The organism is Mycobacterium xenopi, from assembly GCF_009936235.1.
GTDB lineage: Bacteria > Actinomycetota > Actinomycetes > Mycobacteriales > Mycobacteriaceae > Mycobacterium > Mycobacterium xenopi.
On sequence record NZ_AP022314.1, the window covers coordinates 307,066 to 331,021 of the forward strand.

Annotated in this window: 15 protein-coding genes and 2 pseudogenes; 8 read left to right on the plus strand and 9 right to left on the minus strand. The window is 66.9% G+C overall.

From position 1 onward, the window contains the following. The first annotated feature begins 62 nt into the window (after positions 1–62). The 8 genes from culp6 (at position 63) to MYXE_RS24135 (ending at position 11,614) form a co-directional block, all read left to right on the plus strand. Entirely contained in the window at positions 63–1,085 is a 1,023-nt protein-coding gene (gene culp6 / locus MYXE_RS01125) for a carboxylesterase Culp6 (protein WP_085197295.1), read from the plus strand. Positions 1,086–1,348: 263 nt separating this feature from the next. Further along, positions 1,349–3,244: a long-chain-fatty-acid--AMP ligase FadD32 gene (fadD32, locus tag MYXE_RS01130; RefSeq protein ID WP_085197293.1), complete on the plus strand. Its 1,896-nt coding sequence runs from the start codon at positions 1,349–1,351 to the stop codon at positions 3,242–3,244. Between the two features lie 5 nt (positions 3,245–3,249). Further along, positions 3,250–8,487 carry a polyketide synthase Pks13 gene (gene pks13, locus MYXE_RS01135; protein ID WP_085197291.1) on the plus strand — a complete coding sequence of 1,746 codons (5,238 nt, stop codon included), beginning with the start codon at positions 3,250–3,252 and terminating at the stop codon, positions 8,485–8,487. Continuing rightward, entirely contained in the window at positions 8,484–10,034 is a 1,551-nt protein-coding gene (locus MYXE_RS01140) for an acyl-CoA carboxylase subunit beta (protein WP_085197289.1), read from the plus strand. Before pks13 ends, MYXE_RS01140 begins: the two co-directional genes overlap by 4 nt. A 210-nt stretch (positions 10,035–10,244) precedes the next feature. After that, complete coding sequence (locus MYXE_RS01145; protein ID WP_039890546.1) at positions 10,245–10,535, plus strand: hypothetical protein; 291 nt, start codon at positions 10,245–10,247, stop codon at positions 10,533–10,535. After that, the gene (locus tag MYXE_RS01150; RefSeq protein WP_161552022.1) at positions 10,528–10,749 is read left to right on the plus strand and encodes a hypothetical protein; all 222 of its coding nucleotides are present in this window, start codon (positions 10,528–10,530) and stop codon (positions 10,747–10,749) included. The genes MYXE_RS01145 and MYXE_RS01150 overlap by 8 nt, the downstream gene beginning before the upstream one ends. After that, complete coding sequence (locus MYXE_RS24130) at positions 10,718–11,083, plus strand: hypothetical protein (RefSeq protein ID WP_172468551.1); 366 nt, start codon at positions 10,718–10,720, stop codon at positions 11,081–11,083. Before MYXE_RS01150 ends, MYXE_RS24130 begins: the two co-directional genes overlap by 32 nt. A gap of 318 nt (positions 11,084–11,401) precedes the next feature. Continuing rightward, entirely contained in the window at positions 11,402–11,614 is a 213-nt protein-coding gene (locus MYXE_RS24135) for a hypothetical protein (protein WP_085197287.1), read from the plus strand. A gap of 42 nt (positions 11,615–11,656) precedes the next feature. Here the strand turns inward: MYXE_RS24135 and istB are convergent, their stop codons facing one another. The 9 genes and pseudogenes from istB to MYXE_RS01185 all read right to left on the minus strand — a co-directional run bounded on the left by istB (position 11,657) and on the right by MYXE_RS01185 (position 23,783). Further along, on the minus strand, positions 11,657–12,475 hold the full coding sequence (gene istB / locus MYXE_RS01160) for an IS21-like element helper ATPase IstB (RefSeq protein ID WP_039890060.1): 819 nt from the start codon (positions 12,473–12,475) through the stop codon (positions 11,657–11,659). A 5-nt stretch (positions 12,476–12,480) separates the two neighbouring features. Further along, entirely contained in the window at positions 12,481–12,783 is a 303-nt protein-coding gene (locus tag MYXE_RS25030) for a hypothetical protein (RefSeq protein WP_332101922.1), read from the minus strand. After that, positions 12,726–13,115: a Mu transposase domain-containing protein gene (locus tag MYXE_RS25035; RefSeq protein WP_332102207.1), complete on the minus strand. Its 390-nt coding sequence runs from the start codon at positions 13,113–13,115 to the stop codon at positions 12,726–12,728. The genes MYXE_RS25030 and MYXE_RS25035 overlap by 58 nt, the downstream gene beginning before the upstream one ends. Then, complete coding sequence (locus MYXE_RS25040; protein ID WP_332102208.1) at positions 13,099–14,043, minus strand: hypothetical protein; 945 nt, start codon at positions 14,041–14,043, stop codon at positions 13,099–13,101. The genes MYXE_RS25035 and MYXE_RS25040 overlap by 17 nt, the downstream gene beginning before the upstream one ends. 625 nt (positions 14,044–14,668) lie before the next feature. After that, positions 14,669–15,037: a GDSL-type esterase/lipase family protein gene (locus MYXE_RS01170; RefSeq protein ID WP_232061700.1), complete on the minus strand. Its 369-nt coding sequence runs from the start codon at positions 15,035–15,037 to the stop codon at positions 14,669–14,671. 299 nt (positions 15,038–15,336) lie between these two features. Then, a pseudogene (locus MYXE_RS01175) lies at positions 15,337–18,560 on the minus strand (arabinosyltransferase domain-containing protein). 23 nt (positions 18,561–18,583) lie between these two features. After that, positions 18,584–18,672 (minus strand): annotated as a pseudogene (locus MYXE_RS25180) (sirohydrochlorin chelatase); the annotation flags it as partial. Next, on the minus strand, positions 18,669–21,947 hold the full coding sequence (locus MYXE_RS01180; RefSeq protein ID WP_085195661.1) for an arabinosyltransferase domain-containing protein: 3,279 nt from the start codon (positions 21,945–21,947) through the stop codon (positions 18,669–18,671). The pseudogene MYXE_RS25180 and the gene MYXE_RS01180, both read right to left, overlap by 4 nt. Positions 21,948–22,019: 72 nt before the next feature. Then, positions 22,020–23,783, minus strand: a complete 1,764-nt coding sequence (locus MYXE_RS01185) for a CocE/NonD family hydrolase (RefSeq protein WP_161552148.1) — start codon at positions 23,781–23,783, stop codon at positions 22,020–22,022. Positions 23,784–23,956 lie beyond the last annotated feature (173 nt).

The window sequence follows — 23,956 nt, forward strand, 5'->3', positions numbered from 1 at the left end:
AACCTGGGCGCTCGGCTGCACACGGGCGACGCTGTCCGCTCCCAATCTGCTAGCAGGAGAACATGGTCAAACGATCGCGGGGTAATTCCCGGCGTAGACGCCACCGCATCCTCGCGCTGATCGCCGCCGCCGCGATGGCGCTGGTGGTGGCGTTGGTCATCACCGTGGTGGTGGTGATCGTCCGGCATCGGCCAGGCCCGCCGAGCGCGGTGCCGCCCAGTATCGTGCCGCCGCCGAGCACCCCGGGCCGGGTCAAAAAACCCCGCCCGGCGTTCCAGGACGCCAGCTGCCCCGACGTGCAGTTGGTCGCCGTTCCCGGCACCTGGGAGTCGTCGCCGCAAGACGACCCGCTCAACCCTGTGCAGTTCCCGAAGGCGTTGCTGCTCAACGTGACTCGGCCGATCACTGAACAGTTCGACTCCAGCCGGGTCGAGACGTACACGGTGCCCTATACCGCGCAGTTCCACAATCCGCTCAGCGGCGACAAGCAGATGTCCTACAACGACAGCCGGGCCGAAGGCACCCGCGGAACGGTCAAGGCGATTACCGACATGAACGACAAGTGCCCGTTGACCAGCTACGTGCTGGTCGGCTTCTCGCAGGGCGCGGTGATCGCCGGGGACATCGCCAGCGATATCGGCAACGGCCGCGGGCCCGTCGACGACGACCTGGTGCTGGGTGTGACGTTGATCGCCGACGGGCGCCGCGAACACGGCGTGGGCAAGGAGATCGGCCCGGATCCGCCAGGGCAGGGCGCCGAAATCACGTTGCACGAGGTGCCGGTGCTCGCCGACCTGGGCCTGACCATGACCGGCAAACGGCCCGGGGGTTTCGGCGCGCTCAACAACCAGACCAACGAGATTTGCGCGCCCGGCGACCTGATCTGCGCCGCACCCGAGGAGGCGTTCAGCATCACCAATCTGCCCACCACGCTGGACACGCTGGCCGGCGGCGCGGGACAGCCGGTGCACGCGTTGTATGCCACCACGCAGTTTTGGAGTCTCGACGGGCAGTCCGCCACTGAGTGGACCTTGAATTGGGCCCACAACCTGATCGAAAACGCGCCGCACCCCAAACACGGCTGACGCGCGCCGACGTCGTGGGGGATAACGGTTCGATGACGCGGCCGGTTTCCGATTTGGTCCGCGGCAGAGCGGCCCTTAACATGACGGGAGTTTAAGAGAAAAATAAGAACCACGGTGGTCGGCGCGGTCGGGTAGTGCGGATGGACGCCGGTGCATCTGTACCATCTGTGAGGTTTGGCGTTCGCGGTGAGCGACGTTGGCGACGCGTGCGGCCTACCGCCGGCCAACCCGACGTTTGAAGCTTCTTCTGACAGGAGACTGGCATGGCGTACCACAACCCGTACATCGTTGACGGACACATCAGGTTTCCTGACAACACCAACCTGGTGATGCACGTCGAACGGTGGGCTAAGGTGCGCGGCCAGCGAGTGGCCTACCGGTTCTGGGACTACTCCACCGAACGCGACGGTGTCGCCCGCGAAATGTCGTGGGTCGACTTCGCGGCCCGCAACCGCGCGGTAGGGGCGCGGCTGCAGCAGGTCACCAAACCGGGGGACCGCATCGCGATCCTGTGTCCGCAGAATTTGGACTACCTCGTCTCGTTTTTCGGCATCTTGTATGCGGGGCGCATCGCGGTGCCGCTGTTCGACCCGGCTGAGCCCGGTCACGTCGGCCGGCTGCACGCGGTGCTCGACGACTGCAGCCCGTCGGCGATCCTGACCACCAGCGACTCCGCCGAGGGCGTCAACAAGTTCTTCCGCACCCGTCCGGCCAAGGAGCGGCCCCGCGTCATCGCCGTCGACGCCGTGCCCAACGAGGTCGCCGCCACCTGGGATCCCCCGCTGGACACGCCGTTCGACACCATCGCCTACCTGCAGTACACCTCGGGTTCCACCCGGGTGCCCACGGGCGTGGAGATCACCCACCTGAACCTGGCCACCAACGTGGTCCAGGTGCTGAACTCCTTCGACGGGAAGGAAGGCGACCGGGGTGTGACCTGGCTGCCATTCTTCCACGACATGGGTTTGATCACGATTTTGCTGACGCCGGTGCTGGGCCTGTCGCACACGTTTATGACGCCGGCCGCGTTCGTGCGCCGACCGATTCGCTGGCTGCGGGAGCTGTCCCGGGTGGACGACGACTATCCCGGCGAGGTCTATTCCGTCGCACCGAATTTCGCGTTCGAGCACGCGGCGATGCGAGGCGTGCCCAAAGACGGTGAGCCGCCGCTGGATCTGCGCAACGTGAAGGCGATCCTCAACGGCAGCGAGCCGATCTCGGTGGCGTCGATGCGCAAGTTCCACGACGCGTTCGGGCCGTTCGGGCTTCGTGATACCGCGATCAAACCGGCCTACGGTCTGGCCGAGGCGACCCTGTACGTGTCCAGCACCCCGATGTCGGAGCCGCCCACGGTCATCTACGTCGACCGGGAGGAGCTCAACAATCACCGATTCGTCGAGGTGCCCGCCGACGCGCCCAACGCCGTCGCGCAGGTTTCCTGCGGCAAGATCGGGCTGGACGAATGGGCGGTCATCGTCGACGTGGACACCGCCAGCGAATTGCCCGACGGGCAGATCGGCGAGATCTGGCTGCACGGCAAGAACATGGGCGTGGGCTACTGGAACCGCGAACACGAGACCCAGGAGACGTTTAAAAACATCCTCAAGTCGCGGACCAGCCCGTCGCACGCCGAGGGCGCTCCCGACGACGGGCTGTGGGTGCGCACCGGCGACTACGGCACCTACTACAAGGGCAGCCTCTACATCACCGGCCGCATCAAAGACCTCGTCATCATCGACGGGCGCAACCACTACCCGCAGGATCTGGAGTTCTCGGCGCAGGAAGCCAGCCGGGCGTTGCGCACCGGCTTCGTCGCCGCGTTCTCGGTGCCGGCCAACCAGCTGCCCCGGGAAGTGTTCGATAACCCGCACTCCGGGCTCACCTACGACCCCGACGACACCTCCGAACAGCTGGTGATCGTCGCCGAACGTGCCCCTGGCACACACAAACTCGACCCCCAGCCGATCGCCGACGACGTCCGCGCGGCAATCGCCGTCCGGCACGGGGTGACCGTGCGCGACCTGCTGCTGGTGCAAGCCGGCACGGTGCCGCGGACCTCCAGCGGCAAGATCGGCCGGCGCGCCTGCCGCGCCGCCTACATCGACGGCAGTCTGCGCCGCGGCACCGCCTCTCCAACCGCTTTCGCTGACCAAGGCTGACAAGCATGGCCGACACCGAAACTGATATCCGCGAGACCCCTGCAGCCGAAACCCCTGCTGCGCGAACCGATATGACGGTCGCCGAGATGCGGCGGTGGCTGCGCGAGTGGGTGGCCAAAGCCACCGGCCAGTCACCCGACGCCATCGACGAATCCACCCCGATGGTCGAACTGGGCCTCTCGTCGCGCGACGCCGTGGCGATGGCCGCCGACATCGAAGACCGCACCGGGGTCACCTTGTCGGCGACGGTGGCGTTCCAGCACCCGACCATCGAGTCGCTGGCCACCTACATCGTCGAGGGCGAACCCGTCGCGGTCGACGAAGCCGACGACGAGGACTGGTCACGGCCGGGGCCTGGCGACCGGGCCGACATCGCGGTGGTGGGCCTGGCCACCCGTTTCCCCGGCGACATGAACACCCCGGAGGAGACCTGGCAGGCGCTGCTGGAAGGCCGCGACGCGATCACCGACCCGCCCGAAGGCCGTTGGTCGGAGTTCCTCGACGAGCCGCGCATCGCCGAGCGGGTCGCCAAGGCCCGCACCCGCGGCGGCTATCTCAAGGACATCAAGGGGTTTGACTCGGAGTTCTTCGCCCTGTCGAAGACCGAGGCCGACAACATCGACCCGCAGCAGCGGATGGCGTTGGAGCTGACGTGGGAAGCGCTGGAGAACGCCCGCATTCCGGCGTCGAGTCTGCGCGGCGAGGCGGTCGGGGTGTTCATCGGGGTATCGGTGAACGACTACAGCTTCCTGGCCATGTCGGACCCGACGGTCACGCATCCGTATGCGATCACCGGTACCGCGCACTCGATCGTCGCCAACCGGGTCTCGTACTTCTACGACTTTCGCGGACCCTCGGTCGCGGTGGACACCGCGTGCTCGAGTTCGTTGGTCGCCGCCCACCAGGCGGTGCAGGCGCTGCGCAGCGGCGAATGCGACGTGGCCGTGGCCGGCGGGGTGAACGCGCTGATCACCCCGGTAATCACGGTCGGGTTCGACGAGGTCGGCGGGGTGCTGGCGCCCGATGGGCGGATCAAGTCGTTCTCGAACGACGCCGACGGCTACACCCGCTCGGAGGGCGCCGGGATGGTGGTGCTCAAGCGGGTCGAGGATGCGCGCCGCGACGGCGACCAGATTCTCGCGGTGATCGCCGGCAGCGCGGTCAACCACGATGGGCGCTCGTCCGGGCTGCTGATCCCCAACCCTGACGCGCAGGCCGACGTGCTGCGCCGGGCTTACAAGGACGCTGGCATCAACCCGCGCACGGTCGATTACATCGAGGCGCACGGCACCGGCACCATCCTCGGCGACCCGATCGAGGCCGAGGCGTTGGGCCGCGTGGTCGGCAAGGGCCGTCCCGCCGACAAGCCGGCGCTGTTGGGCGCGGTGAAAACCAATATCGGGCACCTGGAATCGGCGGCCGGGGTGGCCAGCCTGGCCAAGGTGGTGCTCGCGCTGGCCCACGACAAGCTGCCACCGTCGATCAACTATGCCGGGCCCAACCCGCACATCGACTTCGACGCGGTGCATTTGAAGGTTTTGGATACGATCGGCGACTGGCCGCGCTACAGCGGCTATGCGATAGCCGGGGTGTCCAGCTTCGGGTTCGGCGGCACCAACGCGCACATGGTGTTGCGCGAGGTGCTGCCCCGCGACGTGGTCGAGCGGGATGAGCCCGAGTCCGAAGCCGAAGTGGCGCAGCCTAATGGGCAGGCGGAGACGCAGACCCCGGCGGGCCGCTTCGACGAGTTCGGCGGGTTCATCGAGGAGCACCCCGCCGGATTCGACGAACCCGCGCTGCCTGGGCTGACTGACGAGGCCAAGCGGCTCAAAGAAATCGCGCTGCAAGAGCTTCAGGACGCTGGACCGGTGACTCCTCTTGTGCCGCTGGCGATTTCGGCGTTTTTGACGTCCCGTAAGAAGGCCGCCGCTGCGGAACTGGCCGACTGGATGGAAAGCCCTGAGGGGCAGGCGTCGTCGTTGGAGTCGATCGGGCGCGCGCTGTCGCGGCGCAACCACGGGCGCTCGCGCGCAGTGGTGCTGGCCCGCACCCACGAGGAGGCGATCAAGGGTCTGCGGGCGGTCGCCGAGGGCAAGCAGGCCCCGAACGTGTACAGCGCCGACGGGCCGGTCACCAGCGGCCCGGTGTGGGTGCTGGCCGGGTTCGGCGCCCAGCACCGCAAGATGGCCAAGAACCTCTACCTGCGCAACCCGGTATTCGCCGAGTGGATCGACAAAGTCGACGCCTATGTGCAATTCGAGCGCGGCTATTCGATCGTCGAGATGATTCTCGACGACTCTGTCGATTACGGCATCGAGACCACCCAGGTCACCATCTTCGCGATCCAGGTCGCGTTGGGTGAGCTGCTCAAGCACCACGGCGCGCGTCCCGCCGCGGTGGTGGGCCAGTCGCTCGGTGAGGCGGCCGCTGCCTATTTCGCCGGCGGGCTGTCGCTGGCCGATGCCACCCGCGCAATCTGCTCGCGCTCGCATCTGATGGGCGAGGGCGAGGCGATGCTGTTCGGCGAGTACATCCGGCTGATGGCGCTGGTCGAATACTCCGCCGACGAGATAAAGACGGTGTTCTCCGACTTTCCCGACCTGGAGGTGTGCGTCTACGCCGCGCCGGGGCAAACCGTGATCGGCGGACCGCCCGCGCAGGTCGACGCGATCATCGAACGCTGTGAAAAAGAGGGCAAGTTCGCCCGCAAGTTCCAAACCAAGGGCGCCAGCCACACCTCGCAGATGGATCCGCTGCTCGGCGAGCTGTCCGCCGAATTGCAAGGCATCGAGCCGCATCCCATCACGATCGGATACTTCTCGACTGTGCACGAGGGCCGCTACATCAAGCCCGGTGAGACCATCCACGACGTCGAGTACTGGAAGAAGGGCCTGCGGCATTCGGTCTACTTCACCCACGGCATCCGCAACGCGGTCGACAACGGGCACACCACGTTTGTGGAGCTCGCACCCAACCCGGTCGCGCTGATGCAGGTGGGTCTCACGACGGCGGCGGCGGGTTTGCCTGATGCGCAACTGATCCCGACGCTGGCCCGTAAGCAGGACGAGGTCGACTCGATGACGCAGGCGATGGCCCAGCTCTACGTGCACGGCCACGATCTGGACATGCGCACCCTGTTCACCCGCGCGCAGGGCCCGGAGGACTATGCCAACATTCCGCCGACCCGGTTCAAGCGCAAAGAGCATTGGCTCGACGCCCACTTCTCCGGCGACGGCTCGGTGATCATGCCCGGCACCCATGTGGTGCTGCCCGACGGCCGCCACGTCTGGGAGTACGCGCCGCGCGGTGAGACCGATTTGGCAGCGTTGGTGAAAGCTGCTGCGGCGCAAGTGCTTCCGGATGTCCAACTGGTGGCCGCCGAGCAGCGGGCGGTGCCCGGTGCGGGCGCACGGTTGGTGACGACGCTGACCCGCCACCCTGGTGGCGCGTCGGTGCAGGTGCATGCCCGTATCGACGAATCGTTCACCCTGGTCTACGACGCCCTAGTGAGCCGTAGCGGCCAAGCGGCGGTGTTGCCGACCGCGGTGGGTGCCGGCTCGGCCATCGCGTCGACGGTGACTGCGCCGGCGGCCCCTGTGGAGGAAGAGCCCGAGGCCGAAACCCTGCAGGACAGCCTCACGTTGCGCAACATGCCGGCCGGCTTCACCAAGTGGTCACCGGATTCCGGTGAGACGATTCATGACCGGCTGGCCACGATCGTGTCGGCGGCGATGGGCTACGAGCCCGAGGACCTGCCGTGGGAGGTGCCGCTGATCGAGCTGGGTTTGGACTCGCTGATGGCGGTGCGGATCAAGAACCGGGTCGAGTACGACTTCGATTTGCCGCCAATCCAATTGCAGGCTGTCCGCGACGCGAACCTCTATAACGTCGAGAAGCTGATCGAGTATGCGGTCGAGCACCGTGACGAGGTGCAGCAGCTGCACGAGTACCAGAAGACCAAGAGCGCCGAAGAAATCGCCGCCGAGCAGGCGCGGCTGCTCAGCGGCGCCACCCAGGCCGCCGCGCCGGCACCGGCTAGCCAGGCTGAGCCGACGACAGAGGCCGCAGTGCCGCCACCGCCCCCGGCGGATCAGCCCGCGGGGCCGGTGAAGGCGGACGTCTCAACGCTCAACCAGCAGGCGGTCGCCGAGGTGCTCGGCTCCGATGTGCCGCCGCGTGATGCGGCCGAGCGGGTGACGTTCGCGACGTGGGCGATCGTCACCGGCAAGTCGCCGGGCGGCATCTTCAACCCGCTGCCCGAGCTCGACGACGACACCGCCGCCAAGATGGCGCAGCGCCTCGCCGAACGCGCCGACGGGCCGATCACCGCCGAGGACGTCAAAACCGCCGAGACCATCGAGGCGTTGGCCGAGAAGGTGCGCGAGCATTTGGAGGCCGGGCAGGTCGACGGGTTCGTCCGCACGTTGCGGGCACGTCCGGAGGGCTCGAGCAGGGTCCCGGTGTTCGTGTTCCACCCGGCCGGCGGGTCGACGGTGGTGTACGAGCCGCTGCTCAACCGGCTGCCGGCGGACACACCGATGTACGGCTTCGAGCGGGTCGAGGGCTCGATCGAGGAACGCGCGATGCGCTACGTGCCGCGGCTGGTGCAGATGCAGGGCGACGGGCCGTTCGTGTTGGCGGGCTGGTCGCTGGGCGGGGCGCTGGCCTACGCGTGCGCGGTCGGGCTGAAGCGCCTCGGTTGCGACGTGCCGTTCGTCGGGCTGATCGACACCGTGCGGCCCGGTGAGGAGATTCCGCAGACCAAGGAGGAGATCCGCAAGCGCTGGGACCGCTACGCCCGCTTCGCCGAACGGAACTTCAACGTCACCATCCCCGAGATTCCGTACGAGCAGCTTGAGCAGCTCGACGACGAGGGTCAGGTGCGCTTCGTGCTCGATGCGGTCAAGGCCAGCGGCGTGCAGATCCCGGGCGGGATCATCGAACACCAGCGTACGTCGTACCTGGACAACCGGGCCCTGGACACCGTGCAGATCCAGCCGTACGACGGCCACGTCACGCTGTACATGGCCGACCGCTACCACGATGACGCGATCATGTTCGAGCCGCGGTACGCCGTTCGCCAGCCCGACGGCGGCTGGGGCGAGTACGTGTCCGATCTGGAGATCGTGCACATCGGCGGCGAGCACATCCAAGCCATCGACGAGCCGTACATCGCGAAGGTAGGGGTACACATGACCGAGGTGCTCAACAGGATCGAAGCCGAACAGAAGGCGCGCAAGTGAGCACGAAGACGACCGCCGAGCTGCTGGCCGAACTGCACGAAAAGCTTGAGCTGGCAAAGGAACCCGGCGGCGAGAAGGCTGCTGCCAAGCGCGACAAGAAGGGCATCCCCAGCGCCCGCGCCCGCATCCACGCCCTACTCGATCCGGGCAGCTTCTTGGAGATCGGGGCATTGTGCCGCACGCCGGGAGATCCCAACGCGTTGTACGGCGACGGTGTGGTCACCGGCCACGGCACCATCAACGGTCGCCCCGTCGGCGTGTTCTCCCACGACCAAACGGTATTCGGCGGCACGGTCGGAGAAATGTTCGGCCGCAAGGTCGCTCACCTGATGGAGTGGTGCGCGAAGGTGGCCTGCCCGATCATCGGCATCAACGACTCCGGCGGCGCCCGCATCCAGGATGCGGTCACCTCGCTGGCTTGGTACGCCGAGCTGGGCGCCCGCCACGAACGGCTCACCGGCCTGGTCCCGCAGATTTCTCTTATCTTCGGTAAATGCGCTGGGGGAGCGGTATATTCGCCGATCCAGGACGATCTCATAGTTGCGGTGCGGGACCAGGGCTACATGTTCGTCACCGGCCCTGACGTGATCAAGGAAGTCACCGGCGAGGACGTCACCCTCGACGAGCTCGGCGGCGCCGAGGCGCAGGCCCGCTACGGCAACATCCACCAGGTCGTCGACTCGGAAGCCGCAGCGTTTCAATACGTGCGCGAGTTCCTGTCGTTCCTGCCGTCGAACTGCTTCGACGACCCGCCGATCGTCAATCCCGGTCTGGAGCCGGAGATCACGCCGCACGACCTCGAGTTGGATTCGATCGTGCCGGACAGCGACAACGCGGTCTACGACATGCACGAGATCCTGCTGCGGCTCTTCGACGACGGGGATTTCCTCGACGTCGGCGCGCAGGCCGGGCAAGCCATCATCACCGGGTTCGCCCGCGTCGACGGGCGACCGGTCGGCGTGGTCGCCAACCAGCCGATGGTGTTGTCCGGGTCGATCGACAACGAAGCCTCCGACAAGGCGGCGCGGTTCATCCGATTTTGCGACACCATGAACCTGCCGCTGATCTTCGTGGTCGACACCCCGGGGTTCCTGCCCGGCGCCGAGCAAGAGAAGCGCGGAATCATCAAGCGCGGCGGCCGATTCCTGTATGCGGTCGTCGAGGCCGACGTGCCGAAGGTGACGATCACCGTGCGCAAGTCCTACGGCGGGGCGTACGCGGTGATGGGGTCCAAGCAGCTGACTGCAGACTTGAACTTCGCGTGGCCGACGGCGCGGATCGCGGTGATCGGCGCCGAGGGCGCGGCGCAGCTGCTGATGAAACGCTTTCCCGACCCGACTACCCCTGAGGCGCAGGCGATCAAGCAGAGTTTCATCGAGAACTACAACCTCAACATGGCCACGCCATGGATCGCTGCCGAGCGGGGGTTCATCGACGCGGTCATCGAGCCACATCAGACTCGGCTGCTGCTGCGCAAAGCGCTACACCTGTTGCGGGACAAGCAAGTTCAGCACGTTCAGCGCAAGCACGCGCTGATCCCGATTTAGGGCGAACAGACGCACAATCCCCGATTTCGTGCCGAAATCAGGGGATTGTGCGTCTGCTCGCCACGGCATCGCGAGTTCCCTCATCAGCGCCTGGACACGCCGCGAACCTATCCGCAACTGTTCCCGGTCGCGGAGTTGCTGCCAGCGGACTTCCCGGTAGAGTGTTGAGCCACCTAGGGATGACCTCAGACCCCAGACGAGGAGGTCGTGATGTCGGCGAAGGCGCTCCGGGTCGACACCGAAGCTCTTCGGGCCATGTCTGCCCGCTGGGCGTCAATGGCTGGCAATCTTCAGATTGAGACTCCCGAAGTTACGGCGGCCTCATGCGCGAGCGCGACGGCGGTGGCAGCCGGAGATGCCGAGATCAGTGCGGCCTCTGCGATGCTGGGCTCTCGGGTCCGGGCTGGTGCGGCGAAGGTTGCCCAGTCCGCAGAGCATTACGACACCAACGAGGCTGCCTCGGCGAGCAAGATGGTGGCGCTCGGAAAACGCCGTGGCTAGCTTGTCGTCGCCCGGGCTGTCTCAGCTGATGGACTGGCCCACCGAACATCTCATCGAGGCGACCGAACGCTGGACCGGGATTGGCAACCGGTGGACCGAGGCGTTCATCCAGGTGTGGCAAGACAGCTTCATGGTTGACTGGGAAAGCGATGCTGCTGCGGCGCTGCAGAAACCGCACCGGCATGGACAAGGAAAAGGTCAAGGGACTCGCTGAGCGGGCGCACGAAGCGGCTCGGCTGGCCCGCAGCGGGGCCTCCGATCTCGAGGCCGCCAGCGCGCGGGTGCGGTATGCGGTCGAGGATGCTCGCGCAGCGGGATTCGGTGTCGGCGAAGACCTTTCGGTCACCGATCGCCATAAGGCCGCGACAGCCGCGGAGCGGGCTGCCCGGCAGGAGCAGGCGCGGATCCGAACCAGATCATCTTTGGAGACACCGACCGTTACCGCTTCCCCCACCTGGAGACGCAGGCCGGAGCAACCCCGCTGGACGGCTACAAGAGCGCGGCGCACGGCCATTCCGACTATGGCCGCGACGCGCTGCGGCGGATGACCGGCTACAACCTGGCCACAATCTTGCTCGGCAAACCGGATCTGGCCGTTCGCGAGACCCTGCCCCAGCGTTAGGGAGAAAGATGACGACACGACTGGCTGCAGCGATCGCGATGGTGATGGTCTTGGGCGGAGGATGCGGAATGGATAACCCCTACGAACCGATTAGGCTCACCGATCAGCAGAAGGTTCAGCTCATCGATCAGCTTCGCCTGCGGGGCTCCTATGAGAATGCCCGCAAGCATCTCACCAGCACGGCGGTGCACATCGCGGAAACAACCCCTTCACAGCGAGCCAGTTCGATACCGCCATCGACATCTTGCGCCAGGAGGCGGCAAAGTTCGGCGTCAAGCCTAAGGAGGGTGAGTCCTCGCTGTTCAACGAAAGCACCAAGCGGGATTACCAGATCGAGGGCAACGAGTACACCTTCCGCATCTTGCAGATCAACGGCGCCGGGCTGATGATAACTGGACAGTGCGTCTTGATGCAGAAGGTTCTTGACATGCCACCCGGGCAGCTGCCGCCGGAATGACTGTCATTTGCCACGAGGATGGGACCACCGGTTGGCCAGCAACTAGGGACCACCTGTTTGGCTCACTGGCGATGATCGGCGGTCGTTCGGCCTGGTGTCAACTGAGGGCTTTTGGCGGCGCCGGTAGGACTGTCCTTCGATGATGAGTTCATGCGCTGTTGAGGTGACCCTGTCGACAGCGGATTGGGCCAGCAGGGGGTCGGTCATGACGGCCAGCCATTCGTCAGGGCTGCGGTTGGAGGTCAGCACGGTGGAGCCTCGCTGGTGGCGGGCCACGACAAGCTCGTAGAAGTCGGCGGTCGCGGTAGCGTCCATCGGCTGCAGGGCGAAGTCGTCGATGATCAGCAGCCGGACTTGAGCCAGGCGGCGCATCTCGGCTTCGGTGCTGTTGTCGAGTCGGGATGCTTTGAGCCGCTTGAACATTGCATCAGCACGCAACATCAGGGTGGGGATGCGTCGCCGCACGGCGATGTGTCCGAGTGTGGTGGCCAGATGCGTTTTGCCTACCCCGACCGGTCCCAGCAGCAGAGCGCCGTGGGGGCCGTCGAGAAACCGCAGGCTGGTCAAGTCGGTCCACAGGGTGCGGTCGTAGCTGACGGCGGCCGAATCGTCCCAGGAATCCAGGCGCATGGTCGCATCCAGGCCGGCCTCGCGGGCGCGGCGGGCGGCTGAGCTGTTGTCGCGGCGGGTGGCCTCATCGGCGAGGATCAGCTCCAAAAAAGCCGCGTGTGACAGGTGCCGCTGGTGAGCCAAGGTGAGCCGCTCGGGCAGGGTGTCGAGCATCCGCCCAAGTTTGAGTTGGCGCATCACTCGCTTGAGGTCAGTCGAGATCGGGTCGGTGACAACAGGTTTGGTCGCCATGCCGATCACAGCCCCTGGGTTGCGTTGCGACCGGTGGGGGTGGCGCCGCCGTCGATGACGCTCATCCAGTCGGGCCGCTGCCTGCCTTGGCTGCGGTATTCACCCGGGTCGCGGGCAAACCGGGCCGGAGCCAGCCCGGTGGCCGCCCGCGGCGCCTCGGCTGGGGTGTTCTCGGTGGCCTTGTGCAGCATCGCGGCGATCTTGGACACCGAGACCACATCGAGCTCCAATGCCCGCCCGCAGGCGGTGTTCACCGGGGCCGCGCCGTAGCGTTTGACCAGCCCCAACAACCGGTACACCTGGCGCATGCGTGTCCACGGCAGCTGGTGATCGAGCAGACGTTCGGCGTAGATGCCGATATCAGCCCCGTGGCGGCCGCGGTGGCGATCAGCCGGGTCAGGTCCCGCATCGCGTAGCCGGTCTTGTCAGCGGGCAGATCAGCCGGGTCGGTGCAACGTCCGCCGGCGGGCTGGCGGGGATGAGTCTTGACCAGCTTTCCGCCGTGGAACGCCTTGACCAACTCGCCGTCGGCGCGCACCGAAACGGTCTGCCCGCGAAGGTGTTCGGGGATTGAATACAATGCCCGATCGACTTGAATGTGGTAGTCGCGGTGCACCTTGGCTTCAGCGTAGATCGGCACCTGGTAGACCGCTGCTGGGGCGGGCAGCAGCAGTGCGGCCTCGCGCTCGGCGAACACCACCGCCGGGCGTTGACAGGTGGTGCCGTGGATGCGCTGGCGGCCTTGCCGGCACACCACACCTGGGCTCGGGCCTGAGCGTCGGCGAGGTCGGCGAAGTCTTCGCCGGCGAAGAAGTTGCCCCGCACGTACTGGACCATACGTTCCACCCGCGGCTTGTCCTGGGGTGACGAACCCGGGCCGGATCGGTGAAGAATCCACGGACCTGCGAGTACTCCGTCCAACCCACACTGAACTGCGGATCGGTCGAATCTGCCTTGGGCACAATCGGTGTCATGTTATCAGGGATCAACACCTTGAAGACACCGCCAAAGAACTGCCAGGCCGCCTCGCAGCCGGCGACAATCGCCTCCAGCGTCTGGTTAAACGTCAGCCACACGAACATGTGCCTCGAATACACCGCGGTGAAGATCAGCGCGTGCACCACTCGGTTGCGCCCCGATTCGGCATCAAAGATCTTGCCCATCCGGCCGAAGTCGATCTGGCACTCCACGCCGGGCTCACCATCGACCACCGGCACCGTGCCAGCGCTGCGACGGCCCCGGTACTCGGTGCACTGCGTGCAGTACCGGTGCAACGTCCGCTGGGGCACCGCCGTGCCGCGCCGCTCCAACAGGTCACAGATCTTGACCACCGTCAGGCCCTCTTCCACCCACTTGACGATCTGATCGTGATTGGCGCGCAACACTTCCCACACTTGGCCGTGGCCATCCGGCCGGTCCGGCCGCACCGCCTCGATCACCGCGCCGATCAGCTCATCGGTGAGCTGATCAAGAGCACCACCGCGGTCCAACCCGGCCAGCGCCGCCGCATTCGTATAGCTGCGTGCGGTCTTACGATCCACCCCGGCCAACGCAGCCACCCGGCGCAAGCCGCCCCGACATCCACACCCGCAACAACTCACGTACCTCGATCACCGAAACCTCCCGATACATTCAGCGGACCTCCTTCACATCGATCGACATGAAGTGATCCGACCCAGTAATCGAGCGACCCCGGACGTACGACACGCCGGTGGTCCCATCACTGGCAAACGGGTGGTCCCATGCGACTGGCTAAACCCCGCTCAAGGTGGTCCCATCATCGTGGCGGTCGACAGAATGACCTGGCGCTGCGGCTATTCGGTGTTCGGACCAATAACTACTGCGAAATATCTGGTTGGTGCCGTAGATCGTGATCCGTCAGTTGGATGACGACGTGAAAGTGAAGCTTCAGCACCGGGCACCGGCTGCACGGCCGTGGCACCGAGGAGGAGGTTGGCGAAAGCTTGCGAAACGCGGTGCGCGACATGGACGCGCCCGACCGGCTTGGCCCACGCAGGCGAAGCTGCGCTTCGCAGGTGTCGGCTTCGGATAAGAGATTGCTGAACTTCGCGACCAACTCGTTCGCCCAGCCGAATTCGAACAGTGATCCTGCGAGCGGCCGGCCGAGGCGATGCGGACGATCGAAATCGAAGCTTGCGCGACGGGATCGGTAACGACGCGCTGATCGCGCGTCTAGCCGATGTAGTCGGCGAGCGCGTTACCGATAGCGGTGGCGCCCCTAGCGTTGGGGTGAAGCGGCGCAGCGGGATTCGCGGGATCGAAGCCTTCCACGTAGCGCTGACTGATCGGCGCGCACATGTCGTGGCCCACCGACAGCGGCCTGGTGTCGAAGAAGTCGATGTGCTTCTCTGCGGCCAACTGCTTTTGCCGGTCGTCGAGTTCGTCGACCTTCGCCTGAAAGTAGTCGGCGTCCTTGGACACCGCCGGCTGGACCGGAAAGCAACCACCAGGCCGGATATACGTCAGGTAGCCCACCAAGATGATCCGCGCGGCCGGTGCTTTGGCGCGGATGTCGTCGATCACCGCCGCCCACAACGGCACTCGGGCGGTGATCGCCGCAGAAATCCGGGCGACGCGGCGGCCGAGTCGCCCATCGCGACGTAGTTAAGGTTAAGCTGCTTCGCCGGTGGTTGGGCACCGGTTTTCGACGGGGCCGTGCATGCGCCGGCAGGTGCGGCGAACAGCGCGACGACACACAGAACTTCGATGGCCCGCGCGAGCGGGCGCCTCTGCGCACCGACACGCCCAAAAGCCAGTGCAACTGCGCCCGTTCGCGCAGGCGGTGGATGCTTCGACGAAACGTCGGACGGGAATCGCATTCAACGGGCCAGGAATCGCGGTTACGCCTTGATGCGAATCTGTCCCGGCGACCACCAGCCGGCGCGCGTCGCACTGCCTAAATCCAGCCGCGCGGGCTGGGCATTGACGATGGTGTCGAACTTGCGCAGCGAACCCCAGTCGCGGCCCCAGTCCCGCGACAGGTATGTCGCCATGACGTGGGCCCGCAGCAGCAGGTCGGTGATGCCGAGCAGGCCGCCGTTGGTGCCGTCCTCCCAGGTGTCGGTGTCCTGCTTCTTGGCTGTGTAATCCGGGGTGATGCGGAACTTCGGAATCTCGGTGACGCCGTAGGCGTGCAGCATCGGCCGTTGGCACGGAAAGGCAAGCCCGACAGCCCAGTCCATCAACACCGGCTGCGAGGAGCCGACGTACTCCTGCAGCGAGCGCAGGTCAGGCACCCGCGGCGGGGTCACCGCGATCCAGTCCTCCGGCGTCAGCGACAGGTCCTCGGCGACCACGCGGACCGCCGTCACCTCCGGCGGGATCTCGGAGCGGGGGAAACGCAGGTTACGCCAGGCCTTGGGTTGTTCTCCGTACAGGTCGTAGGGCACCAGCCGACCGGACGGCACCGGAACGCCATCAGGGCCGGGTCTGCCCAGCTCCAACACCACCGTCTGCCCGGTGGTATGCCCGTGCAGCACGCTGTTGCCGGTGATCTTTCCCGCCGCGGTGACCACCACCAGCGGATGGCCCTTGTCGGGTGCCGGCAGCTGATACCACGCCGAGGTGAGCAGGCTCTGTTGTTGCGGGCCGGTGGTGTAGCTGCCGGCCAGCGGAACGCGGGCCGGGTCGAGGCCGTACGGCAACGGCACCCGAGAACCGTTGGTGCCGGGGGTTTGCAGCCTGGTCGGGGCGTCCCAGTCGTAGTCGGTACCCGGCTTGGGCAGGGGATGCTCCCGGATCGCCTCTGCGACAGTGTGTTCCGGAACGCCATCCGGGGTGAACCCTACCGGGTTGACCCCTCCCAACGGCCCCAGCGCACCGTAGTTGCCCGGCAGCGCCGCCATGAAACCGGCGTTGGCGTCCGGCTCTACCAGCACGTCGTCGGCCAGCCCGCAGCCGCCGGTGAACGCCCGCAGGTTGGCCCAGCCGTTGGAATAGGTTGGGTACTGGCGCACGATCCCGGTCACCATCGTCGCGACGAACAGTACTGCCATGAACCCCCGCGGCGATCGGCACCGGCGCCGCGGTCAGGGCTCGCGCTACTCGGCCCTCCCCCGCGGTCGCGCGGAGCGAAGTGCAACCAGATCGCGTACAGGGCGACCAGCGCGAAAAGCACGAAAAAGATTGTGCTGATGGTGATTCCGTCGATCTTCGGCATCGAGCTGTTGAACGGCACGCCGTAGCTGGACACATACCACCACCCGTTGGTGGTGGCGAAGCACAGTGCCAGCAGGAACATCAGCGCAGCCAGGAACGCCATCCGGTTGCGCGACCAGCGCAGCACCTTCGGCGACACCAGCACCGTCGTGAGCGCCGCCATCGCCGCACCTACCGCGGCGAACAACCCAAAGTGGTGCACCCACTTGGTGGGGGTGAACATCAAGAAGAACATGGTGCCGAAGATGACACCCATCAGCCGCCAGGCCGGTCCGCGGGCCACTCCAGGAACCCGCTTGCGCCGCAACATGATAAACACCGCGGCAAATAAGCACAGCGCGGTGATCAAGAACCCGAACCGACGTGACAGCGACCCGTCGACGGTGGGCAAGATCAGGTAGTAGTAGCGCAGGTTCTCGGTGTACCAAGCCTGGCTGGGGCCGATCGAGCTGCGAATCCTGGTGGCCTCCAACACCGTTGCCAGTGTCTGGTCGGCGAATACCACGGTCAGCACGACAAACCCCGCCGCCAACAGCGGCGCGACCAGCGGCCAGGTACCGACCAGCCGATGCCGGCGCACCAGAATCCGCAAGATCGGCCGACCGCCGGCGACCAGTGCCGCCACCGCGATCAGCCCGGTGGGCTGGATACCGAGCGTGAACGCCGCGGCCACCACCGCCAGCGCCGCGGGGGTCATCCGGCTGTAGCGCATGGACCGCTCGATTAGCACATAGGTGATCAGCGAGCCCAGCGCGATGATCGGCTCGGGCCGCAGACCATTGTTGAACGGCATCCACGCCGTCAGCAGCACCATCGCCGCCGCCCACACCGCGGCCTTGCTGGATGCCACCGCCGGGCCTAGCCGTGGCAGCACCTCGCGCGACAACAGCAGCCAGCACATCAGCCCGGCGACCAAGTCCGGCAACCGAATCCAGATGCTCTGGTCGCTGACATGGGTCATCAGTGCCAACAGGTTGTAGTACCAGCCGAACGGATCCTCGGGGCTGCCGAACCAGCGGAAGTAGTTGGACATGTAGCCGGCGTGGTCGGCGACGCGGGCCATGCCCAGGATGTAGCCGTCGTCGGAAGAGTTCGCACCGATCACATGCCACAGCAGGAACGCGAATATCACCGTGGCATCTACCAGCGTGAAACCGCGCCAGGTGGCTGGGATGAGCCGGCGCATCCGGCGGCCGTCCAGCTGGTCCAGGCGCCACAGCGCCACCAGCGCCACCACCGTCGAACCGATTGCCACCACGATCGCAGCCAGCTTGAGAAGTGTTGGGCGAGTGGAGAATCTGGTGTCGATGCTGGCTGAAAACTTCAGACCTGACGGCGCCGGGCCGGTCAGGTCGGTGAACACCCCGACGATCTGCGGGCGCAGGTTCGGATCGTTGAAACCGCTGCGCAGCGGCCGGCCGGCCGGATCCGTCAATCCGACAAACGTGGCGAAAGTGCCGGCATGCGAGGAGGTGATTTCGATCCGCTGGCATCGGGGCGAAACCACTTGGGCGCGTGGGACACTGGCGATCACCACATTGCGGTCAGTAACGTCCACCCGATCCCTGGTGACGTTGACGAACAGCGCCTGAAGCGCGGCGTCCTTGCCGTTCTTCGGCGCAGTACCCAAGACCATCCCGCCTGCGGGCGGCATCGAGCGCACCACCGTGCACGGCACGTTGACCGTCATCGTCACCGGCACCTGCGAAATCAGCGGCGCGGTCACGTTGTTCAGCTGCCCCTGCTGCGGCCAGTTCAACGTCGCGGTGGTTTGTACGACCGGCAGCAACGGTGTGGCGATCGACAGGAAGAACCCGAGTAGGCCTGCGATCGTCGCGATCCAGCGAGTCAGCTGTACATCGCGGGTCGCGGCTTCGGTAGCAGCGGCTTCGGCGGCGTGGGTCATAGTCATATTGCGCCGCTCCTCAGCATCGCTTCGCTTTGCATCGTCGACGGCGCGGTCATATTGCGCCGCTCCTCAGCATCGCTTCGCTTTGCATCGTCGACGGCGCGGTCATGGCAGCGCTCGAATCGGTCCTTGCCGGCTCCAGCCGTACACGGTGGCCACCCCCTGGTCGATGACGGCGTCTGGCGCCTGATCGGCCGGCACCAGCCGGTAATACTTTTCCACCGAGCCCCAGTCTCGATACCAGTCGCCGCGCAGATACGTCGGGATCGTGGAGGTGCGCAGCAGCGCCTGGGTGAACAAGAACGGCCCGCCGTCTTCCGCTGACTCCCACAGGTTCGACGACGACGCGGTCTGCTTGTGGTCGGGCAGGATGCGGTACTGCGGAAGTTCTGCTACCCCAAGGTGTTCGGAGAACGGCCGTTGGCACGGGAAGTTCGCCGCGGTCGCGATGTCCATCAGCACCGGGATGTGGGAGCCGATCAATTGTTGCAGGGTTTGCAGCACCGGCACCCGCGGCGGCGTGAAGGCGAACCACTGGTCTGAGCTGAGATTCGGATCGTCGGCAACGATGCGTGCCACGTTAGCCTCCGGCGGCGCCCAGGCCAGCGGGAATCGCAGGTTGCGCCAAGGCTTTTGCGGCCCGATGTCGATCGGCTCGAATTCGCCGAGCGCCGTGGTGGTGCCGTCGGGACGGCTGATGCCCCACTGCAGCCGCAGCGGCTGGCCGTAGCTGAGTGTCCCGTCCTCTTCGTGCGACCAGATCGCGCCGGCGGCGGCGACCACGACCAGCGGACGGTCGGGAGTGCGCGGCGGCAGCTGGTACCACACCGAGGTGGCGTGCGCGGCAACGGTGTTCTCGCCGTAGCTGCCCATCACCGGGGTGCGCGCCGGGTCGAGTCCGAACGGCAGCGCGGCCCGCGAGCCGTTCACTCCCACTGGGCCGTAGCCGCCGGCGGTGCCCGCCGAATCGCTGACCGCCGCGTTGGGCTTGTTGGGGGAGGCGTCGGAGTTGACCAGCCCGGGTTTGGACACCACCGGGTCAGAGGTCAGGTCGTCGGCGACGCCGTTGGGTTTGAACCCGACGGGTTTCACCCCGCCCAGTGGGCCGTCGGGACCGTAAGCTTGGCCCGGAACCGGTTGCAGTAGACCGGCATTGGGGTCCGGTTCGGCCAGCACGTCGTCGGCCATCGCGCAGCTGGTGTCGGAAAGCCCGGAGCGCAGCGCGTCGATGTTGGCCTTGGCGGTGGTGTAGACGGGGTAGCGGGCTGCGGCCGCCTTGGCCATCGAACCGACTTCGACGAGAACCATGATCGTGGCGACCACCAGCAGCGGGGTAGACGCCAGAATCCGGTTGCGGCGGGTGGGTTTGACCTCGGTGTGCCCGGCGTAGTCCAGCCGGAAGTGCTGCCAGGCGGCCAGCAATCCGGTCGCGATCGAGGCCGTCAGAAACATCGACGTCACCGGGTGGCTGGCGATGACGGGCTGGATGTCGCGCCACGGCACACCGTAGTTGCCGACGTAGAACCAGCCGTTGATGCCCGAGGTCGCCCAGGCCAGCACGAACAGCAGCGCGGTGATATACAGCGACAGGTTACGGCGGCTGTGCAGTCCGACGCTGGCCAAGGTGAACGCGGTGACCGCGCCCAGCGCTGCGGCGAACCCGGCGAACGCGCCGAACTGGACGGCCCACTTCGTCGGGGTGAACGTCAGCAACAACAACCCCGCCGCGCAGGCGCCGATCAGCCGCCAGGCCGGGCCGCTGGCCACGCCCGGGATGCGGCCGCGGCGCAGCAGCACCACCAGCACACCGAACAGGCACAGCAGCAGCACCAGCACGGCGAAGCGGCGGGTCATCGAGGCGTCGACGTTCGACTCGACTGTGACGAAGTAGTACCGCAGAAACTCCTGATACCAGGCGATGGTCGGTCCGACCACGTATTTGATGCGCGCCGACTCCGCGACGGTCGCAAGTGTCTGGGCCCGGAACACCACGACCAAAACCAGCGACAGCGAGGCCGCCAACACCGCCAACGGCGCCAGCAACCCGTCGAAGTGTCGACGCCGCGCGATGATCCCGGCGATGGCCCGCGACCCGGTCAGCAGGGCACCGAGGGCGATCAGCCCCTGGGGGGCCAAGGTCGCGGTGAGCATCGCGACCACGATCGCGGCCGCGGCCGGAACCAGCCGCCGAGTGGCAACGGCCTGCTCGACCAGCGCCCAGGTGAGCACGGTGCCGCAGGCGATCAGCGGCTCCGGGCGCAGTCCGTTGTTGAAGGGCAGCCAGGCGGCCAAAAAGACCGCGCCCGCGGTCCACACGGCCACCCGGTTGCCGGCCAGGCCGCCCCGGCCGGGACCCAACCGTGGTAGCACATAGCGGCTGATGATCAGCCAGCACCCGATTCCGGCCGCGGTGGCGGGCAGCCGCATCCACACCCCGGCGGTGCTGACCGAGGCCAGGTGTGCCAGCACGGCGGGATACCAGTCGAACGGCGCCTCCGAGGCACCGAAGAACCGGTAGTAGTTGGCCAGGTAACCGGCCTGGTGGGAGACTCGGGCGATGGTGAGGTTGTAGCCGTCGTCGGTCGAGGTGGCGCCGATGAGGTGCCACACCAGCAGCGTCGCGATGACAGCGGCGTCGGCCAGCCAGGTGGCCAGGCCGGCCCGCACCCGCCGCCAACTGCGGGGCACGCGGCGCCCCGCATGCCGATCCAGAACGGCCAGCGCGGCCATCGCCGCCAGCACCATCAACACGGCCAGGGCCATGGCGGCCTTCTTGATGGCGGTGGCGGCCGTGATGAACCTGGTGTCGACGTCGATACGAGCCGAAAGCCCGGGCTGCGGAGCGGTTTTCAGCTCGGTGAAGATGCCGCCGACCTGAGGTTTTTTCTCGGGTGCCAGTGTGCCGACGGCACCTGGAATACCGACGAAGTCCGCGCCCACCCCGGCGTTGGTGGCCCAGATGTGCAGCACGCGGCACACGCCGGCGGCCACCGCGGGCCGCGGCGCGACCGCTGCCACCGAGTCCCGGAACGCGACGACGACCGTGTCTTTGTTGGCCCGCACGAACAGTCCACTTTTGCCGGTCTGGAATCCGTCGCTCGGCAGCGTCGACAGCACCAGCCCACCGTCGGCGGGCAACGTCGCGCTCGCCGCGCAGGGAATCGAGATGTCCAGTGCTCGTGGTGCTCCGGACACCAGCGGGGCGGTGATCCCGGTGACGTGTCCGTCGGCGGCGGTGCCCTGCGGCCAGAGGATTGTCGCGGTGGTCTGTCTTACCGGGAGCAGCGGGATCACACTGCACAGCAACAGGCCAGCGATCCCCGCGACGACGGCGACGAGTCGTGCGATGCGCTGCGGCGCTCGCTCATTACCGTCGTGGGGCACGAGGGTCGATCGTATGCGACGGTGCGTCGGGCGACGACGCGCGTCGCCGCGCGGCGGGCCGAAGTCGCCGATTCAGGTCAAACTGCCCGGGTCAGCCAGCGGGACGAGCACGTATGACGGGGTGTGTCCGCCCTGGTGGACTTGGTAGCGTCCGCCGGCCAGGGCCCGCCGCGCCGGCTTGGCGGGCACCAGGTGCGGGAAGTCGTAGGTGGTGAGGATGAGCCGCAGCCGATGCTGGGGTGCGATATATGCGGCGGTCGGGAAGATCTCGAGGTCGTAGCGGGGCTGCTCGCCGGGAACGACGGGCTTGGCCGCCGAGCGGGTGCTGAAGTGATGCGGCCGCAGCAGGTCGCCGTCGGGCAGGTGCCAGGTGCGGTCGGGGTCCAGCGCGCGATGCGAGCCGAGCAGCGCGCCCTGTGTCAGCGGCCGGCTTGTCCCGTCAGGGGCGACGTCGTCGAGGTGGGCAACCCACAGGGTCTCGGTGGTGTCGGCGGTCGCGTGGAGGGTGAGCGTGATCGGCCCGGCCACGAGCGTGGGGGACGTGAACGGCTCGGTGGTGTAGGTCAGCGCCCTGCGCTGCAGGCGGCGGTTGTCCGCGTCGTAGCGGATGCGCCGACCCCGCTGGGCAGTGAAGAAGCTGTTCATCCCGAGGGTCCACTGCTCCAGGCTTCGCCCTGCCACCGGACCGCGCGCAGCGTAATCGAGGGTCGCCAGCGTTTGGTCCGGCGTGCAGTCACGGCTGAGGCGGCCTGACTCGCACAGGTAAAAGCGGGCGGGGCTCGCTTCGGCAAGCGGAAATTCGCGGGCGTGGAACCATTGCCGGCATCCGATGGCTTGGAAAGTGAACGGCGGGTCGGAGATCGCCGCGGATGCGTCGTCTTGCAGCCACTGGTCGAACCAGCGCAGCTGCAGCGCGTTGATGTGCAGGCCGTCGAAGTTCGTGACGTGATACCACGGGCCCATCAACAGCCGAACCCGATCCGACACCGGTTGGCCTGGTTCCATCGGCGCCTCGTCCGGCCGGCCGGCGAAGGCATTCTGCAGCGCGGCATAGTTGAGCGGCGTCCCCCGCTGGAAGGCGTCATGCCACCCGCCGACCAGGAAGACCGCCACCCCATTGGCGACGATCTGCGGAAGCACGACCGCCGGGCGCAGCGCATCCCAGAACGGTCCGTCGTATGCGGCCTCGCCGCCGGCCATGGCTTCGGCGATCAGTGGTCGGAAGTACCGTCGCTGGTCGCGGCCGCGCTGGCGCACTGCTGCTAACCCGCCGCCCCGCGGCCGCGGATGTCCGCCCCGGGCCAGCAATTCCAGCGTCGGGTTAACGACGTTGAGCAGCGAGTAGAGGGCACCGTAGGCCCGCACGGTCCGCAGGTGCGGCACCCCGCCCATGTTGGCGGCGTCGCGGTAGAAGTCGCGTGCCGCCATCACCGGAAAGATCGCTCTCAGCGGTGAATTCGGCCCCACCGCGGCAGCGGTGAACAGTTGGTTGATCGCCAGGTAGGAGGTGCCGAACATGCCGACGCGGCCGTTGCTGTTCGGCAGCGTCGCGGCCCAGTTGACCAGCTCCACCCCGTCCTGGGTCTGCCGGGCTCCGAACATCTCGAACGAACCGCCGGACGCGCCGGTCCCGCGGACGTCGACCATCACCTCGATGTAGCCCCGCTTGATCAGGTAGGGCGTCGCACCGCCACCGATCTGGGCGGCCGGGGGAGGGGCCTTTTTGCCGTACGGTGTGACGGACAGCAGCACCGGGAACGGCCCGGCGGCGGGCTCCCCGGTCTCCGGCACGGTCGGGTAATGGATGTCGGCCCGCAGAACGACCCCGTCGCTCATCGGTACCGCGACGTTGTGCTCTCTGCCGACCCCGTAGGCCGCGGGCCGCGGCGTCCACGGCGGTGAGAATGGCAACGGATTGCCGCGGCGGGTCCGCGGCCCCGCGCCTCGGCGTCGCAACCGCAACGTGGTCATCTGCAACTCCTGGATGCGTGAATCGAACCGGGCCCATT

What these genes read in the sequence shown, in the direction of transcription:
- fadD32 (WP_085197293.1), top strand. Translation starts at nt 1,349, where the DNA reads ATGGCGTACCACAACCCGTACATCGTTGACGGACACATCAGGTTTCCT.
- istB (WP_039890060.1), bottom strand. Translation starts at nt 12,475, where the DNA reads ATGGCGACCAAACCTGTTGTCACCGACCCGATCTCGACTGACCTCAAG.
- pks13 (WP_085197291.1), top strand. Translation starts at nt 3,250, where the DNA reads ATGGCCGACACCGAAACTGATATCCGCGAGACCCCTGCAGCCGAAACC.
- MYXE_RS24130 (WP_172468551.1), top strand. Translation starts at nt 10,718, where the DNA reads ATGGACAAGGAAAAGGTCAAGGGACTCGCTGAGCGGGCGCACGAAGCG.
- MYXE_RS25030 (WP_332101922.1), bottom strand. Translation starts at nt 12,783, where the DNA reads ATGCGCCAGGTGTACCGGTTGTTGGGGCTGGTCAAACGCTACGGCGCG.
- culp6 (WP_085197295.1), top strand. Translation starts at nt 63, where the DNA reads ATGGTCAAACGATCGCGGGGTAATTCCCGGCGTAGACGCCACCGCATC.
- MYXE_RS01145 (WP_039890546.1), top strand. Translation starts at nt 10,245, where the DNA reads ATGTCGGCGAAGGCGCTCCGGGTCGACACCGAAGCTCTTCGGGCCATG.
- MYXE_RS01185 (WP_161552148.1), bottom strand. Translation starts at nt 23,783, where the DNA reads ATGAGCGACGGGGTCGTTCTGCGGGCCGACATCCATTACCCGACCGTG.